Below are 16392 nucleotides of genomic sequence, written 5' to 3' on the forward strand. Positions count from 1 at the left end.
TGGGGATGCGCCTTTTATCAACGCGCCAGCAGCCATCCGAAGAAGCCGAGCCCGAGCATAACCGCCACGCCGATCGCCCAGACGCTGACGCGGATGCTGCTTGTCGTCTGCTGCTTGCTTTCATTCCCGGCGATCGCGATGTCGCGTTCCTTGATCTCTTTGTCGGTCTCGTTCATCGCGCCCTCATTTCATTTCACGAAACACATGCCGATCGCAGACGACGCATCCCCGCCAACCTGCTGGCAGGCGAGACCTTCGGCACAGGTCCAGGACGCGAAGCTCTTGTCCGCGGCGCCCTTCTGGTTCGGTCGATAACATGTCGCGCCCCAACCATCGAGGAGAGGCGATCCCGCGAGTTCGTTGTTACCACGCGCTTGCGGCCGGTCGGAGAAACCGCGTGAAAAGTCCGGCGCCTTTCCATTGCGCATCGCCATGACGATATCGCGACGGCGAGGCTGATCACCGATGAAATGCGGTGATGCAGGAACAGTTCCCTGCGTGGCTTGATCTGCCAGCGTGTCGGCGCCCGGAAAATGGAAGCCGCCGATGCCGCGAATCTGGTGACAGCCGCCGCAAGTGATGTCGTTCAGCCGCCGCGCAAAACCAGCCGGCGAACGGATATTCTCCAAGGCGCCGCCCTGCGATGCGGCCCGTTCCAACGCAGCGATAACGTCACGGTCGCTGAACACGCTTTTTTCCGCGCGACCCGTCAATCCAAATTCCGGCTGCAGGGCCGACCGTACAAAGCCGACCGGTGTCGACGACAGCGACGAACTCGCGAGGAATTTCTCGGGGATCAACACCATGCCGCGATCGAAGGCCCGCAGATTGTTCGGCGCGAGCAGCCACTCTCGAAACGCGTGACCGAGCGCCGCGTCAGCCAGCAACCGGTCACGGTCGATCTGGTTCTCCATGGGTGACTCGCGAAACTGCTTCGTGGTGGCATCGAAGCGAAACACCTTCTGCAAATAGTCGGTGCGGAATTCCTGTGTATCGGATTTCGGCCGATGCGCGATCTGCAAGTTGGTCTCGATGCGATCAATATGCGCGGCTGTGATCGTCACAAGCGGGCCGTCCGATTTCAGCAAGCGATCCGCATGTGATGCGCCAGTCTCGGTGAACGACGCTGAGTTAAGCCAGCGCCCGGCGAGATCCGCGCATGTCACCGACGTATCGTTCGGGTCCTTGGCATGAAGCACAAGATTGAGCGTCATCGGCAGACGCGGCGGCGTCGTGCCGGCGGCCGTGCGCGTGAGGCGGTAGATCAGCCTGATTTCACCGCAGGTATCCGGCGCGACATAGGCCCGGTCCATGCGGTTGACGATTCCGGCGAGAACGAACCGCGCGTCCGGCGATGTCAGCATCGCCTGGCCGAACAATTGCACGTCGTGACCCGGGCCGACGCCAATGGCCACACGCGGTTGATGCTTTTGATGATCGGCGAGATAGCGCACGAAGACGTCATCCAGCGCGGCGCGCACAGGCGTCATCGCAGGCAGAGCAAACAGGGCATCGTTGGGGATCGGCGTTGTCCGCGCACGATCGAGCAACTGCGCAAGGCCGAAGCCGCGTGTCTCAAGTGCCCGGAGCGCTCCTGGATCGGTGACGGCGAGACCATTGCCCTCATCCCCCCGCGCGACGGGAGCCACGAGGCAGAGCAGCACGGCAATGAAGCTTAGGCGAAGTCGCACGGCGCAATCCCAGACGTCACACCGGAAGGCTAGCTCAAAAGAAAGGCCGCTGCACCAGCAGCGGCCTGAACGGATTCATCACTGGAAAAGAGGATCAGCGGGCGACGATCAGGCCCTTGGAGGTGACCACCGTCCAACGGCCATCTTGCTTGCGGATCGCATCGATACGACCGAGACCGGGAACCGGATCGCCGGCATAGACTTCGAAGATCCCGGCACGGCCCTCAATGGTGGCGCCGCCGCCGGCGACATCGAGAATGCGCCAGCCGTCGACCATGGGCAGGCGCGCAACTTCGGGCTTCGGTGCCGGGGTCGGCACCGGGGCGTTGATCGAACCGGTCACTTCCTTGGCCGGCGCCGAGGCAACTGGTGCAGGGGCCGGCGCGGGAGCCGCAGCAGGCGCCGGGGGTGGCGTGGTGCGCAGCCTCTCGACGGTCTCACTGAGCTTGGCGAGTTTCGCGGCCGGTTCGGCCTGGCCCTTCTCAAGCTTGTCGAGACGATCGGCAGACTTCGCACGCGCTGCAGCGGACTGCTTGGCGTTGCGATCAACCTCGGCCTTCAGCGCGGAGAGTTCGCCGTCGAGACGGGCGATATGGTCTTCCAGTGCCTGGTTGGTCGACTTGGCGTCTTCGGCGGCAAACAGCCTGCCGAGGCCCGACATGGCGACCGAACCACCGACTGCGCCGACGGTGATACCCAGCGCGATCATCGCGGCAATGGCCATCATCCGGCTGCGGCCAGCCTTCTCTGCCGACTCAATCTTCGGCTCTGAATTGACGAAGTCCTCCCAGGAGTGCTCGCGCGATGCACTCTCGCGGGAGGCGCCGTCACGCGGGCCGCTATCGCGGGAGGGCGCCATGATGGTGATCCGGCCGGGCGCGCCGAGCTTCGGCGCTTGCCTCTTCGGCATCTGGGCGGGGCGGTCAGCACCGCTGCGATCGTCGCCCTGCTCCGGTGCGAGCTTCGGCGAATCCACGTGAATGTCAGCATCGTGGGAACCGGCCACCGCCGCCGCGCCGGTGTCGACGTGATCGCCGCTGACGTCTGGGGTGGAATCGGCCTTGTGCTCGCTCACGATCAAATTCTCCGGAATGTATGAACACTTTGGTAACTTTCATTGCTTGCCAAATCCTTACCGGGTGCCGTGCTTACGAAAATTTCACCTCTTGTCCGGCGGGGGAACCGTTGCTTGACGCGCACCCGCCCGGCCCGCACAACGGCCGCGAACAAGACAATCGGGGAAATGCCATGAAGCTCTACGATTCCATCGGACCGAATCCGCGCGTGGTGCGCATGTTCTTGGCCGAGAAGGGCATCAGCACTCCCGTGCAGAGCGTCGATCTTGCTGTGGGCGAGAACCGCGAGTCCGCGCATCTGGCGCGTAATCCGCACGGCCAGATGCCGACGCTCGAACTGGACGATGGCGCCTATGTGTCCGAAACCGTGGCGATCTGCGAATATGTCGAGGAAACACATCCGACGCCGCCGCTGATCGGCATCACGCCCGAGCAGCGCGCCGAAGCGCGGATGTGGCGGCAGCGCGTCGATCTCAATATCTGCCAGCACATCGCCAACGGCTATCGCTTTTCGGAAGGATTGAAGCGCTTCGAGACGCGCATCGTCTGCGTGCCCGAAGGGGCGCCGGGCCTGAAGAAGATCGCCATCGACCGGCTGCGCTGGCTCGACGGACAGATGGCCGGCAAGACGTTCATCTGCGGCGAGCGGTTCACGATGGCGGATATCGTGCTGTTCTGCTGGCTCGATTTCGCCGACAAGGTGAAGCAGCCGTGGGACCGGGGGAACGCGAGTATCGCAGCATGGTTCGAGCGGGTAGGTGCGCGGGAGTCGGCGAAAGCGTAACCGCTACAGCACCACCGGCGCATCCGGCAGTTCATTCACCGACGTAGCATCGCGCGGGAAGTTAGCCGCCAGATGCTGCGTCACCGCGTCGATGCCCTTGATCACACCGCGTTCGAAATGCCCGGCGCGGAAGTCGGCTTCCATCATCTGGCAGATCGCTTCCCAGCCGGGTTTGCCGACGCGGGCATCGATGCCGCGATCGACCACGATCTCGACATCGCGATCGGCGAGCAGGAGATAGATCAGCACACCATTGTTATGCGCAGTGTCCCAGACGCGCAGTTGCGCGAACACGTCGATGGCGCGCGCGCGGGCGGATTGATTGCGGAACAATGGCGCGCCGTCGAGCGCCCCCTCGACCACGAAACGGATCTGGCCAGCATGGCTGGCTTCGGAGGCCTTGATGGCCTGTTCGATCGCCGCAAGCGATTGCGGCGGGAACGCCTTGCGGACGCGTGAGCGATTGCCGAGCAGATGTTTGCCGATGCGTTTGAGGCTCATCACCAACTCCCCGAAGCGCCGCCGCCACCGAAACCACCGCCGCCTCCACTGAAGCCGCCGTTGCTCGATGAACTCCCTGATGACCAGGAACCGCCGCCACCTCCGATATAGCCACCACCGCGGCGTCCACCCCCTCCGCCGCCCGACATGAGGGCCTCGCTGATCAGCGTAAAGAAAAACGCGACCGCGCCGAGAATGCCGCCGAACAGCAGGCTGCCGGCGACAAGCCAGACCACCGCGGTGACGAGTCCGCCGGTCGCCAGCGAGCCCAACAGGCGGCCGAAAATGCTGCGCAGGATGCCACCGAAGATCAGCACACCGAACAGCAGGAACGGCGCATATTCCATGATCTGATCGAGGGCATTCGTATTGCCTTTCCACTCGGTGGGCGCCGGCAGCGGTTCTCCGTCGATCACCTTGATGATCTGGTTGACGCCGGCCGCGATGCCACCGGCGAAATCGCCGGCCTTGAAGCGCGGCGTGATGATCTCGTCGATGATGCGCTTGGTCGTGACATCCGTCAGCGCGCCTTCGAGGCCGTAACCGACCTCGATGCGCAGCTTGCGATCGTCCTTGGCGACCAGCAGGATCGCGCCGTCATCGACTTTCTTGCGGCCGATCTTCCATGCTTCGGCAACCCGGATGGAGTATTGCTCGATGGCTTCCGGCGCCGTGGTCGGCACGATCAGCACCGCGATCTGGCTGCCCTTGCGGGCCTCGAAGTCGCGCAACGTGCTGTCGAGCGATGCCCGGTCGGACTCGCTCAACGTCATGGTCTGATCGACTACGCGCCCGCTGATCGTGGGCACGGCGACATCCGCCAGAGCGGCGACGCTCCAGCACAGCAGCAATGCCAGCAAACAGGCTTTAACAGCCCTCATCGCGCTCACCGACGAGGCCGGCCTACTTCGCAGGCGCCGGCGTCGGGTTGAAGTCGACCTTCGGTGCGGTAGAAATCTCGCTCTCGTTGGCGACGGAGAAATTGGCCTTCTCCTTGTAGCCGAACATCATCGCGGTGAGATTGTTCGGGAAGGTGCGCACGCCGACGTTATAATCCTGCACCGACTTGATGTAGCGGTTGCGCGCCACGGTGATGCGGTTCTCGGTGCCTTCCAGTTGCGACATCAGATCCTTGAACAGCGCATCGGACTTCAACTGCGGATAGTTTTCGGTGACCACCAGCAGGCGCGACAATGCGCTGGACAATTCACCCTGCGCAGCCTGGAATTTCTGCAGCGCGGCGGGATCATTGACCACGTCCGGCGTCGCCTGCACCGAGCCGACCTTGGCGCGTGCATTTGTGACGCCCAGAAGAACGTCTTTCTCCTGTTGCGCAAAGCCCTTCACGGAATTCACGAGATTCGGCACGAGGTCCGCGCGACGCTGATACTGATTGACCACCTCCGACCAGGCCGACTTGACCTGCTCATCATTGGTCTGGATCGCGTTGTAACCGCAATTGGTCAGGCTGAGGGTCGCCAGTGCTGCCAGCACGGTCAAAAACTTGCGCATGAAATTCTCCTGTGACGCGGCTCAAATGGCTCGACCGCTTCTAGCACAGGCAAACGACGAAAGCCGCCACAAGTTCATCGCGAATGCTGCAATGCCCATACGGGTTTATGTTTGCATGCCCGGCATTCATTGTTAGCCTTGCCGCAACCATCGGCCCGCAGAAGCCGAGGACATTTGGGGAGGTTTCCATGACGGACGTGCTGAACGCGTTTCCGACCGTTGGCGCGCAGACCCTGCGGGCCCTGGCGCGCTATCCGGATCGCATCGCTTTCAGCTGGCCCGGCGGCTCGATCACTTATCGCGGCACCACGGACCTGATCGGGCGGCTGCAGAATGTGTTCATGAACCTCGGCGCATCGCCCGGCACGAAAGTGGCGCTGCTCACGGCCAACCGCGCCGACACCTGGTGCACCGGCGTCGCCGCGCAACTGTCGCGTTTCGCAATCTCCTGGCTGCACCCGCTGGGCTCGATGCAGGATCAGATCGACCAGATCGAGGACGCCGAAGCAACGATCCTGATCATCGATCCCGACAATTTCCAGCAACGCGGCGGCGAACTGGCATCGCGCGCGCAAGGCCTGCAACACGTATTCACGCTGGGCCGTGCAGATTACGGCATCGATCTGCTGAAAGTCGTCGGCTCAGGCGGCAGCGCCACCGCGCGGGACTTTGCACAGGTCGATGACATCGCCGTGCTGAACTACACCGGCGGCACCACCGGAAAATCCAAGGGCGCGCTGCGCCGGCATCGTGAAGTGTCGGGTTTTGCCAGCGCCATCCTGTCCGACTTCGAAATTCCGGACACGCCGAGCTATCTCACGGTGGCGCCGATTAGTCATGTCGCCGGCACCAAGGTGCTGCCGACGCTGATGCGCGGCGGCACGGTGCACATGCTGAAGGGCTTCGATCCCGAGGCAGTGCTCAACACCATCGAACGCGAGCGGATCAATTTCACGCTGTTCGTGCCGACCATGATCTATGTGTTGCTCGACAACCCGACGCTGTCAAAGACCGATCTATCGTCGCTCGATCTGGTGCTTTACGGCGCATCGCCGATGTCGCCGAGCCGACTGGTGGAAGGCATCGAGCGGATCGGTCCGGTGTTCTCGCAACTTTATGGACAGACCGAATGCTATCCGGTCTCGGTACTGCGCAAGACGGATCATGATCCGAAGAAGCCCGAACTGTTTTTGTCCTGCGGTTTTCCGATCGCGGTCTGCGATGTCCGCATTCTCGACGATGACGATCAGGAGGTCTCGCCAGGTGAGGCCGGCGAAATCTGCGTGCGTGCGCCGCATGTGATGAAGGAATACTGGAAGCGGCCGGAGCAGACGGCCGAAACGCTCAAGAACGGCTGGCTGCACACCGGTGACATCGCCCGCGCCGACGAGCGCGGCTACATGTTCATCCTCGACCGCAAGAAGGACATGATCGTCTCCGGCGGCTTCAACATCTTCCCCCGCGAGATCGAGGATGTACTCACCACGCATGCCGATGTCGCGATGTGTGCCGTGGTCGGGGTGCCCGACGACAAATGGGGTGAGGCCGTCACCGCCATCGTGGTCGCACGCGGCGGAGCCAAACCGAATGCGGATGAGCTGATCAATCTGGTGAAGACACGCAAGGGTTCGGCCCATGCGCCGAAACACATCAAGTTCGTGACCGAGCTGCCGATGACCGGCGTCGGCAAGATCGACAAGAAGGCGCTGCGCGCGAGCTTCTGGGTCGGACGCGAGCGGATGGTGGGGTAAGGGGTTCCGCTCATCATTCCCCGGCACACCAATTGGTGTTCCGGGGAATGACAGTGGAGGGTCACCACCAAGTTACTTGCATGATGATAGTGACTCGCTTATGTTCCCGCCATGGAGCGCAAGAGTTTCGAGAAACTGGAATGCCCGGTTGCGCGCAGCCTTGAGCGCGTCGGCGAATGGTGGAGCATTCTGATCATGCGTGATGCCATCTATGGCATGACGCGGTTCGACCAGTTCCAGAAGAACCTCAATATCGCGCCGAACATGCTGACCCGGCGCCTCGGGGTGCTGGTCGAGGCCGGGCTGCTGGAGAAGCGGCTATATTGCGAAAAGCCACCACGCTACGAATATATCGTGACCCCGCGCGGCCGGGATTTCCGCTCCGTGCTGTGGTCGCTGCAAAGCTGGGGCAACCGGCATTTCGCACCTGAAGGCGAGAGCGTCGTCCTGATCGACAAGGAAACCGGCGAGACCGCCGATCCCATCCTGGTCGACCGCCGTACCGGCAAACCAATCACCGAAGCCACCCACGCCAATGCGCCCGGCCCTGCCGCCAGCGCACGCGTGCAACGGCGGCTCAGCAAACCGCGCCCGCAGAAGGACGGATCACCATGAAACTCGAAACGCCGCAGGCCATCGTGGCCGCCGCAGCCACGCCGATTCCGGCGATGAACCCGCGCACGCGGATGCTGCTGCAGGCCCCGATTGCCTCCACGCTGGTCAAGCTCGCCTGGCCCAATCTGCTGGTGATGCTGGCGCAGGCCTCAACAGGCTTGATCGAGACCTGGTGGGTGTCGCATCTCGGCTCCGACGCGCTGACCGGCATGGCCGTGGTGTTCCCCGGCTTCATGATGATGCAGATGCTGTCGGCTGGCGCCATGGGCGGCGGCATTTCGTCGGCGATCGCGCGTGCGCTCGGCGCAAGGCGCACCGACGATGCCGAAGCGCTGGTGATGCATGCCACGCTCATCAATATCCTGCTCGGCCTCATCGGCTCGGCGATCTTTCTGATCTGGGGCCGTGCGATTTACACGGCGATGGGCGTCAGCGGCGGCGCGCTGGACGCGGCGATGCAATATTCCAACGTGGTGTTCGGCGGCAGCGTGCTGGTCTGGCTGATGAATGGCTTCGCCAGCATCATCCGCGGCACCGGCAATATGCTGGTGCCGTCGCTATCGATTTGCATCGGCGTCGTCCTGCTGATCCCGCTGTCACCGCTACTGATCTTCGGCTGGGGTCCGATCCCGGCGCTCGGCATTGCGGGGGGCGGCTGGGCCGTCGTGCTGTCGACCTTCACCGTGGGCGCCGTGCTCGCCGGATACATTCTCTCGGGCCGCTGCATCGTCCATTTCAAGCTGGCGCGGCTGCGCTGGGATCTGTCGGCCGATATCCTGCGTGTCGGCGCCATCGCGGCGGTCATTTCGCTGCAGACGAGCTTCACGGTGCTGCTGACCACCGCACTGGTCGGCGGCTTCGCGGGTGGCGACGCGGTGGCCGGCTTCGGCACCGGCGTCCGGCTGGAATATCTGATGGTGCCATTGGCGTTTGGATTTGGCGGACCTCTGGTGGCCTTGGTCGGCACCAATATCGGCGCCGGGCAGGAACAGCGTGCGCTACGCGCTGCGCTGATCGGAGGCGGCATGGTGTTCGTGATCACCGAAACCGTCGGCCTGGCAGCCGCGATCTGGCCGGCCGCCTGGCTTGGCCTGTTCGGGTCGGACCCGCAAATGATCGAGACCGGCAGCGCCTATCTACGGATTGTCGGCCCCGCCTATGGCTTCTTCGGCCTCGGCCTGTCGCTCTATTTCGCCTCGCAGGGCGCCGGAAAGATGCTCTATCCCCTGCTCGCCGGCGTGCTGCGCCTCCTGATCTCGATCGGCGGCGGCTGGCTCGCGCTGCGGCTGACGGGATCGCTGACCTGGCTGTTCGCCTGCCTGACATTCGCTTTGGTGGTCTACGGCACTATCATCGCCACCGCCGTAGCGTCCGGGACCTGGTTCAAGGCCAAGCCGGTCTGACCGCGATTTAATCGCCAGCGATGTGATCGCTAGCGATGTGATCGCCTGACAGCGATGTTATCAGTCGAAAGCGGATTTTCCGCTGGGAACAAAGATGTGCATATGCCTCATGCAGTTACACGCCTGTAGGGGCAAAGCGAACTATCCTAGATAGCGCGGATCGGCGGCCAGTTCGGCCGCACCCAGGAATCCCCAGCTATGGCAGACGGTATCGCGGCACAGGCTCCCCAGCCGACGGAAGGGCTGACGCCGAGCCAGCAGCGCTGGGCGCGACTTGCCATCTTTACCGCCCTTGCCATGGCCTCGCTCGATACCGCCATCGCCAATATCGCGTTGCCCTCCATCGCCGCCGACCTGCATGCCACGCCAGCGGATGTGATCTGGGTGGTCAATGTCTACCAGATCGCCATGGTCGCCACGCTGCTGCCGTTCGGCGCGCTGGGCGAGATCGTCGGCCATCAGCGCATCTATCTCGGCGGACTGATCCTGTTCACGATCGCGTCGGTCGCCTGCGCATTCGCGTGGTCGCTGGACACTTTACTGTTCGCGCGGGTGCTGCAGGGCCTCGGCGCCGCGGGCGCCATGAGCGTCAATGCCGCGCTGGTCCGCGTGGTTTATCCCCCAAGCCATTTCGGCCGCGGACTCGGTCATAACGCCCTCGTCGTCGCGACGGCCTTCACCCTCGGCCCCACCATCGCCTCGGGCATCCTGTCGGTTGCCACCTGGCCCTGGCTGTTCGCGATCAACCTGCCCTTCGGCCTCGCCGCCATTATCATCAGCCTCAGGACACTGCCAAAGACCACGCGCGCCACCCATCGTTTCGATTTTCTCGGTGCCCTGCTGACCTCGCTCTGCCTCGGCCTGCTGATCCTTGGCATCGACAGCGCGGCCCATCACACGGCGCCATCCATCGTCGTCGCAGAACTGGTGGCTGGCCTGTTGTTCGGCTGGCTGCTGCTCCGCCGGCAAGCCGATCACCCTGCCCCAATGCTGCCGATCGACCTGTTCCGCCGGCCGCTATTCGCGCTGTCGGCCGCCACTGCGGTTTGCTCCTTCTCCGTCCAGGGCCTCGCCTTCGTGTCGCTGCCGTTCTATTTCGAGGAAGTTCTGCATCGTTCGGCGGTCGAGACCGGCTTCTTCCTGACGCCCTGGCCGCTGGTCGTCGGCATCATGGCGCCGATCGCGGGCCGGTTGTCGGACCACTATCCGGCCGGGCTTCTTGGCGGTATCGGCATGGCCCTGCTGGGTACCGGCATGGTGCTACTGGCGACCCTGCCGCCCGATCCAAGCGTCGCCAATATCGTCTGGCGGATGGTGATCTGCGGCGCCGGCTTCGGCTTCTTCCAGGCCCCGAACATGAAGGCGATCATGTCCAGCGCGCCCGCCGGCCGCAGCGGCGGCGCCAGCGGTATCGTTGCCACCGCCCGGCTCACCGGCCAGAGCATGGGCGCAGCGCTCGCCGCCTTCTGCTTCGGCCTGTTCGGCCATGGCGGCGCGACCTGGGCGCTGGCGCTCGGCGCCGGCTTTGCCGCGCTCGGCTGCGTCATGAGCTTCCTGCGGCTGATCGTCCCGTCGTCACCCGGTCACTGATTTCAGAGATAATTTTGCGAACTCACATTTCTCTTTTGCAATGCCGTATTAAGTGATGTGATATACTGCAGTGCAGAGACAGATATTTTGCAGCGCAAGTAACAAAACTGAGTTCCATTGCCCTTCGGTTCCGTAAGTACCCAAAGACGCTGGACCAGTTTCGTATTCTTGTAGTCGCGGCGGGCACGAGGACATTTCTTGAGGGTACTGTTCGTCACTCCAGAGATTGACGATTTCATCCGGGTGGGTGGCCTTGCGGCTGTTTCCGCCGCCCTGCCTCGAGCCTTGCGTATCTGGACCGACGTTCGCATCATCCTTCCCGGGTATCGCGACGTCGTCACGCAGTTTCCTGACATCGAGATTGTCGGCGAATGCCCCGCATTGGCTGAAATGCCCGCCTGCTCGGTCGGCTTGGCCGCGACCAAGGACGGCCTGCCAATCTATATCCTGCTTTGCCCGCAGCTCTACGATCGTCCAGGCAATCCCTATGGCGACGCCTGCGGCCGGGACTGGCCGGACAACGACATCCGCTTCGCGCGCTTTGCATCCGCTGCTGCGCTGCTCGCGTCCGGCAAGCTCGACAAGAACTGGTCGGCCGATCTGGTCCACGCCAATGACTGGCAGGCGGCCTTGGTGCCGGCCTATCTCGCCTGGAGCGGGGTGAAGATCCCGACCATCCTGACGATCCACAATCTCGCTTATCAAGGCCTGTTTCCGAAGTCTTCGCTGCGCCGGATCGGTGCACCGGCGGAGTCGTTCCATATCGACGGGCTGGAATTCTACGACAAGCTGTCCTTCCTCAAGGGCGGGCTGATCTACTCGTCGCACCTCACCACCGTGAGTGAGACCTATGCACGCGAGATCACCACGCCGGAACTCGGCTGCGGGCTGGAAGGCCTGCTGACCAAGCGCTCCAACGAGTCGCGCCTCACCGGTATCCTCAACGGGATCGATGAGAGTTGGGACCCACGCGTCTGCGCGGAGCTCATGAGACCGTTCGGCGCGGGCGACTGGGAAGCCAAACGCGCCAATGCCGACGGGGTACGTCAACAATTTGGGCTCGCGCTCTCCCGCGGGCCCATTTTTGGTTTGGTCGCCCGCCTCGTGCATCAGAAGGGCGTCGACCTCGTGCTGTCGGCCGCCGACGCCATCGTGTCCGCCGGCGGACAGATCGTCGTCACCGGACGCGGCGAGACCGCGATCGAGAACGCGCTGATGGAAGCGCATCGCCGCCGTCCGGATGCGATCGGCGTCGCCATCGGCTTTAATGACCGCGAGGCACGGCGTATCTTCGCCGGCAGCGATTTCACGCTGATGCCGTCGCGTTTCGAGCCGTGCGGACTGAGCCAGATGTATGCGCAGCGCTTCGGCTCGCTGCCGATCGGCCACCAGACCGGCGGCCTTGCCGAAACCATCGTCGATGGCGAGACCGGCTTCCTGTTCACGCAGCCCTCCACCGAGTCATTTTTAGGCGGCATCCTGCGGGCCTTCGCGACCTATGGATCCAAGGAACGCCTGAACTCGATGCGTCGCAGCGCCATGTCGAAATCGTTCAGCTGGAATATTTCTGCTGCCAGCTACAGCGCGCTGTATCGCAAGACGATTGTCGCCGGGGTGTAGAGCGGGAAATCGGCGAGCGAACCCCGATCTTGGCTTGCGGATCAGTTCCGCTTCACAATAATGGCGAAAGCTGGCAACAACCATTGTCCATGAAGACGTGGCCGGTCCCTCCGTGATTAAGGCCAGCCCGTGCTCAAAGCTTCTCCTCCCGCCGAGCCGCTCGTCGCCTGGCGATCGGAAATCAGCGCCGGTCTGATCTCCAGCCTCGTCTGTCTGCCGCTCTGTCTTGCTTGCGGACTGCTGGTGTTTGCGCCGCTCGGCCCCGACTATGTCGCGGCCGGCGCTGCAGCCGGCCTGTATGGCGGCGCCATCGTCGGCTTCGTCGCGGCCGTGGTCGCCACCTCGTCCTATATCGTGACGACGAGCCGCGTCAGCATGGCTCTGGTGCAGGCCGGCCTGACCACGACGCTGGTCAATGACTCCGCGCTTGCGAGCCAGCCCGCGATGATCGTGACCGCGATCATGCTGTGTTTGTTTCTGGCCGGGCTGTGGCAGGTCCTGTTCGGACTGCTCGGCCTGACACGCGCCATCAAATTCGCGCCGCACCCGGTGCTCACCGGCCTGCTCAATGGCGTCGGCATGCTGATCGTGATTTCCCAGTTCAAGCCGTTCTTTGCCGCGCATACGCTGTGGCCGACCAAACCGGCGATGCTGGTTTACGTCGTGGCCTTGGCGCTCTTTGTTCTGAACTATCCGGCAATAGCAGGCTGGCTGCGGCTACCGGACTGGCTGCGGAAGATACCGGGATCGCTTGCAGGCTTCATCGCCGGCACCGTACTCTACTATCTGATCAGCATCCCGACCGGTCTCGATCTCGGGCCAACCATCGGCGAGATCCATGTCAGTTTCCCGCCGGCAATGCCGCTCGGCCCGGTGTTCGACGGATCGATCACGCCGGAACTGACCGCCGTGCTTCCGCATGTCGTGCTGGTGTCGCTGGTGCTGGCGATCATCGGCACGGTGGAGACGATGCTGGCTTTCCGCGTGGCGCAGCAGCTCGACGATACGCATATCCACCCGGTACGCGACCTCGCCGCACAAGGCATCGCCAATGCGGCGGCAGCGCTGGGCGGCGGCATCGGCGGATCGGCGATCCCTTCCGTCATCCTGCTCGGCTACCGCATGGGCGGCCGCACGCGCTGGACCAGCATTTTCGTGGCGCTCAGCCTGTTGGCCATCACATTCGCGCTGTCGTCGGTGCTCGCACAGGTGCCGCGCGCGGTGTTCGCCGGCCTGCTGCTCGTGATCGGCATCGTGCTGTTCGATCGCTGGAATCTGCAACTGCTGACCGACGTTCGATCGAGCAGCGAACCGCAGGTGCGCCGTCACGCGGTCTATAACCTGATCGTCGTGCTCGCGGTGATGGCCGTGACTGTGTTCAGCTCCGTCGTTTCCGGCGTCATTGTCGGCATCATCCTCTCCTGCATCATCTTCGTCATCAATATGAGCCGGCCGCTGGTGCGCCGCGCCCATCTCGGCGACACGCTGTTCTCCAAGCGTATTCGCTCGGCCGACGATCTCGCGATCCTGCAGCAGACCGGGCGGCAGCGCGCCATCCTGCAGCTCGAAGGCGCGCTATTCTTCGGCAATGCCGACGACCTTTCGTTACGGGTCAAGGACCTCTTCAACAGCACGGACATGGTGCTGCTCGACATGGGCGCGATCTCCGATCTCGACATCTCCGGCATCAACGCGTTGCGAACGCTGCGCCAGAAGGCAACTGAGAAAAAACGACGACTGATCTACTGCAATGTCCGGCCGGTCCATGCCGCCATCATCGGCAACGGGATCGGGCACGATGCGACATCGCCGCCTATGACGCAGGATCTCGATTCCGCGCTGGAATGGATGGAGCAGACCATGCTCGACCGCTCCGCTGCGAGGCAGGGGCAAGCGGATGAGCTGGCTCTCGAGCAGATCGACTTTCTCGATGGCGTTTCCGCCAACGAGATGACCGAACTGACCGCAGTGATGACCAGGCGGGAATTCGCATGCGGCGATACGATCTGCCGCGAGGGTGATGCCGGCGACCGGATGTGGCTGATCCTGAAAGGCAGCGTCAGCGTACTGCTACGCACGGACGGACATCACGAGCGACGCCGCATCGCCGGACTTGGCCGCGGCACCACGGTCGGCGAGATGGCGCTAGTGGAATCGGTGCCACGCTCGGCGACCATCGTCGCCGACGACGAGGTGGTCTGTTACGAATTCCCGCGCGACGGCTTCGACGTGATCCTGAAGAAAAATCCAGTGCTCGCCACCAGGCTGCTAGGCAACCTGGCGCGCGAGCTCACCCGGCGACTGCGGCAGACCTCACAGGATCTGCGCGTCAGCCATCACTGAGGCGGTTAAACCTCGACCACGCGCTCCACATGCACGCGGCGGCAATCCATCTCGTATTCGAGATCGACGACCGGTGGACGGTTGAAGTGCCAGGTCAGGCCGTTGCGGAACACACCGCGACGGCCAAGCTCACTTTCCAGCAGCGCATAGACGTCCCGCACGGTGTAAAGCTGCACGCCGGTAGTCTGCTCCCAGGTGCCGGAGAAGGCACTCATGCGACGCTCCATTTCATCGAGCACGAACTTGGCTTTTTCCAGCATGCCGGACGGACTGATATCGCCGAGACGCACGGTGTTGTCGCGATAGTCACCCTTGCCCTCGGCGGCCTCGCCGCTGCCGGCAACGACGAAGGATGCCGGCGCGTTGGGAGCAACTGTCGTGAACGAGAAGGCGTGAAAGCCCGGCTCAGACGGCGGATCGATCTTCGGACACACATTGCTGCGCGCGATCGGATTCACGCGATCCTTCATGATGCCCCACTCTTCGAGGGTTTTGATGTAGATCTCGTTGAAGGCGATGAAGCCCTGTTCGGTGAACGGCGCCGGCGAGCGCAACTCGCAAGCGGCGAAGGCGGTCAGCGGCCGGCCGGCGGCCTTGATGATCTCCGATATCCGGGCGAAGCCTTCCTTTAGCGGCACCACTTTGGAGAATCTCACGCGTTCCAGCGCAAAGCCGGGCATCGCGCCGACACCGCAGGAATACTGGCTAACGCCGGGCATATAACGGTAGCCGCTATTGGGGGCTTCGACGGTCTCGATCATGTTTGCCTCTTCGGATGAAATCAAAGTCAGTCTTCGAGGACGCCGAGATAGGCGTCGCGAATGATCGGATCGGCCAGTAGTTCGGCGCCCTGCCCGGTGCGCACGATGCGGCCCATATCCATGATGTAGGCGTGATGACAAAGGTCGAGCGCCGTTGTGACGTCCTGCTCCACCAGCAGGATCGACATGCCTTCACTGTTCAACTGCCGCAACGCTGCGACGAGCTGCTCGACCAGCAGTGGCGACAGGCCGAGCGAGAGTTCGTCGATCATCAGGAGGCGCGGTGCGCTCATCAGCCCGCGGCCGATGGCGCACATCTGTTGTTCGCCGCCGGACAGCGTTGCCGCCGCTTGATTGCGGCGCTCGCGCAGCTTCGGGAATGTCGTGTACACGCGGTCCAGATCGCGGTTGAGTTCGGTGCGGCTGACGCTGCGCGAATAGGCGCCCATCAGCAGATTGTCCTCGATGCTCATGGCGCCGAACAGACGGCGGCCTTCCGGCACGTGCACAATACCATGCGCCAGCATCTGAGCAGCCGTGGCTTTCGAGAGATCCACGCCTTCAGAGACATATTTGCCTGATGTCAGCGGGATCAGCCCGGACAGCGCACGCATCAGCGTGGTCTTGCCGGCGCCGTTGGAGCCGATCAGCGCGGTGATCTCGCCGGAGCGCACCGCCATGTCGATGCCCCACAGCACCTGGATTTCGCCATAGCCGGCGCAGACCTGATTGAGCTCGAGCATCG

15 protein-coding genes are annotated in these 16392 nt (G+C 63.2%); 7 read left to right on the plus strand and 8 right to left on the minus strand.

The features are described 5' to 3' along the window. Nucleotides 1–17: 17 nt before the first annotated feature. The 3 genes from CIW50_RS29135 to CIW50_RS20080 all read right to left on the minus strand — a co-directional run bounded on the left by CIW50_RS29135 (nucleotide 18) and on the right by CIW50_RS20080 (nucleotide 2766). The gene (locus tag CIW50_RS29135) at nucleotides 18–176 is read right to left on the minus strand and encodes a hypothetical protein (RefSeq protein WP_172980397.1); all 159 of its coding nucleotides are present in this window, start codon (nucleotides 174–176) and stop codon (nucleotides 18–20) included. 12 nt (nucleotides 177–188) lie between these two features. After that, nucleotides 189–1691 (minus strand): hypothetical protein, encoded by a 1503-nt coding sequence (locus tag CIW50_RS20075; RefSeq protein ID WP_149532957.1) that lies wholly within the window; start codon nucleotides 1689–1691, stop codon nucleotides 189–191. 94 nt (nucleotides 1692–1785) lie between these two features. After that, a complete protein-coding gene (locus CIW50_RS20080) occupies nucleotides 1786–2766 on the minus strand; it encodes a hypothetical protein (protein ID WP_149532958.1) in 981 nt (326 codons plus the stop codon). Nucleotides 2767–2939: 173 nt separating this feature from the next. Between CIW50_RS20080 and CIW50_RS20085 the strand changes: the two genes are divergently transcribed. Beyond that, nucleotides 2940–3551 carry a glutathione S-transferase family protein gene (locus CIW50_RS20085; protein WP_149532959.1) on the plus strand — a complete coding sequence of 204 codons (612 nt, stop codon included), beginning with the start codon at nucleotides 2940–2942 and terminating at the stop codon, nucleotides 3549–3551. Nucleotides 3552–3554: 3 nt separating this feature from the next. Here CIW50_RS20085 and CIW50_RS20090 read toward each other — a convergent pair whose 3' ends face one another. Genes CIW50_RS20090 through CIW50_RS20100 form a run of 3 tightly spaced genes read right to left on the minus strand, consistent with a single transcriptional unit; the run spans nucleotide 3555 to nucleotide 5564 of the window. Then, complete coding sequence (locus CIW50_RS20090; RefSeq protein ID WP_149532960.1) at nucleotides 3555–4052, minus strand: TPM domain-containing protein; 498 nt, start codon at nucleotides 4050–4052, stop codon at nucleotides 3555–3557. Next, nucleotides 4052–4933 carry a TPM domain-containing protein gene (locus tag CIW50_RS20095; RefSeq protein ID WP_149532961.1) on the minus strand — a complete coding sequence of 294 codons (882 nt, stop codon included), beginning with the start codon at nucleotides 4931–4933 and terminating at the stop codon, nucleotides 4052–4054. The genes CIW50_RS20090 and CIW50_RS20095 overlap by 1 nt, the downstream gene beginning before the upstream one ends. Nucleotides 4934–4955: 22 nt before the next feature. Next, nucleotides 4956–5564: a LemA family protein gene (locus CIW50_RS20100; RefSeq protein ID WP_089265314.1), complete on the minus strand. Its 609-nt coding sequence runs from the start codon at nucleotides 5562–5564 to the stop codon at nucleotides 4956–4958. Nucleotides 5565–5752: 188 nt separating this feature from the next. Here CIW50_RS20100 and CIW50_RS20105 point away from each other — a divergent pair, with 188 nt between their 5' ends. The 6 genes from CIW50_RS20105 to CIW50_RS20130 all read left to right on the plus strand — a co-directional run bounded on the left by CIW50_RS20105 (nucleotide 5753) and on the right by CIW50_RS20130 (nucleotide 14886). After that, nucleotides 5753–7315, plus strand: a complete 1563-nt coding sequence (locus tag CIW50_RS20105) for an AMP-binding protein (RefSeq protein WP_149532962.1) — start codon at nucleotides 5753–5755, stop codon at nucleotides 7313–7315. 111 nt (nucleotides 7316–7426) lie between these two features. Then, nucleotides 7427–7930 (plus strand): helix-turn-helix transcriptional regulator, encoded by a 504-nt coding sequence (locus CIW50_RS20110; RefSeq protein ID WP_149532963.1) that lies wholly within the window; start codon nucleotides 7427–7429, stop codon nucleotides 7928–7930. Continuing rightward, nucleotides 7927–9333, plus strand: coding sequence for an MATE family efflux transporter (locus tag CIW50_RS20115; protein ID WP_149532964.1), 1407 nt, complete (start codon nucleotides 7927–7929; stop codon nucleotides 9331–9333). The genes CIW50_RS20110 and CIW50_RS20115 overlap by 4 nt, the downstream gene beginning before the upstream one ends. Before the next feature lie 198 nt (nucleotides 9334–9531). Continuing rightward, the gene (locus CIW50_RS20120; RefSeq protein ID WP_149532965.1) at nucleotides 9532–10923 is read left to right on the plus strand and encodes an MFS transporter; all 1392 of its coding nucleotides are present in this window, start codon (nucleotides 9532–9534) and stop codon (nucleotides 10921–10923) included. 198 nt (nucleotides 10924–11121) lie between these two features. Then, entirely contained in the window at nucleotides 11122–12543 is a 1422-nt protein-coding gene (gene glgA / locus CIW50_RS20125) for a glycogen synthase GlgA (RefSeq protein WP_149532966.1), read from the plus strand. Between the two features lie 129 nt (nucleotides 12544–12672). Further along, a complete protein-coding gene (locus tag CIW50_RS20130; RefSeq protein ID WP_149532967.1) occupies nucleotides 12673–14886 on the plus strand; it encodes an SLC26A/SulP transporter family protein in 2214 nt (737 codons plus the stop codon). Nucleotides 14887–14891: 5 nt separating this feature from the next. Here the strand turns inward: CIW50_RS20130 and cnbZ are convergent, their stop codons facing one another. Then, nucleotides 14892–15647, minus strand: coding sequence for a 2-amino-5-chloromuconate deaminase CnbZ (gene cnbZ / locus CIW50_RS20135; RefSeq protein WP_149532968.1), 756 nt, complete (start codon nucleotides 15645–15647; stop codon nucleotides 14892–14894). 26 nt (nucleotides 15648–15673) lie between these two features. After that, complete coding sequence (locus tag CIW50_RS20140; RefSeq protein ID WP_172980405.1) at nucleotides 15674–16390, minus strand: ABC transporter ATP-binding protein; 717 nt, start codon at nucleotides 16388–16390, stop codon at nucleotides 15674–15676. Nucleotides 16391–16392 lie beyond the last annotated feature (2 nt).

The organism is Tardiphaga sp. P9-11, from assembly GCF_008329525.1.
Lineage (GTDB): Bacteria > Pseudomonadota > Alphaproteobacteria > Rhizobiales > Xanthobacteraceae > Tardiphaga.

What these genes read in the sequence shown, in the direction of transcription:
- CIW50_RS20140 (WP_172980405.1), bottom strand. Translation starts at nt 16,390, where the DNA reads ATGCTCGAGCTCAATCAGGTCTGCGCCGGCTATGGCGAAATCCAGGTG.
- cnbZ (WP_149532968.1), bottom strand. Translation starts at nt 15,647, where the DNA reads ATGATCGAGACCGTCGAAGCCCCCAATAGCGGCTACCGTTATATGCCC.
- CIW50_RS20110 (WP_149532963.1), top strand. Translation starts at nt 7,427, where the DNA reads ATGGAGCGCAAGAGTTTCGAGAAACTGGAATGCCCGGTTGCGCGCAGC.
- CIW50_RS20105 (WP_149532962.1), top strand. Translation starts at nt 5,753, where the DNA reads ATGACGGACGTGCTGAACGCGTTTCCGACCGTTGGCGCGCAGACCCTG.
- CIW50_RS20095 (WP_149532961.1), bottom strand. Translation starts at nt 4,933, where the DNA reads ATGAGGGCTGTTAAAGCCTGTTTGCTGGCATTGCTGCTGTGCTGGAGC.
- CIW50_RS20085 (WP_149532959.1), top strand. Translation starts at nt 2,940, where the DNA reads ATGAAGCTCTACGATTCCATCGGACCGAATCCGCGCGTGGTGCGCATG.
- CIW50_RS20115 (WP_149532964.1), top strand. Translation starts at nt 7,927, where the DNA reads ATGAAACTCGAAACGCCGCAGGCCATCGTGGCCGCCGCAGCCACGCCG.
- CIW50_RS20090 (WP_149532960.1), bottom strand. Translation starts at nt 4,052, where the DNA reads ATGAGCCTCAAACGCATCGGCAAACATCTGCTCGGCAATCGCTCACGC.
- CIW50_RS29135 (WP_172980397.1), bottom strand. Translation starts at nt 176, where the DNA reads ATGAACGAGACCGACAAAGAGATCAAGGAACGCGACATCGCGATCGCC.
- CIW50_RS20120 (WP_149532965.1), top strand. Translation starts at nt 9,532, where the DNA reads ATGGCAGACGGTATCGCGGCACAGGCTCCCCAGCCGACGGAAGGGCTG.
- CIW50_RS20100 (WP_089265314.1), bottom strand. Translation starts at nt 5,564, where the DNA reads ATGCGCAAGTTTTTGACCGTGCTGGCAGCACTGGCGACCCTCAGCCTG.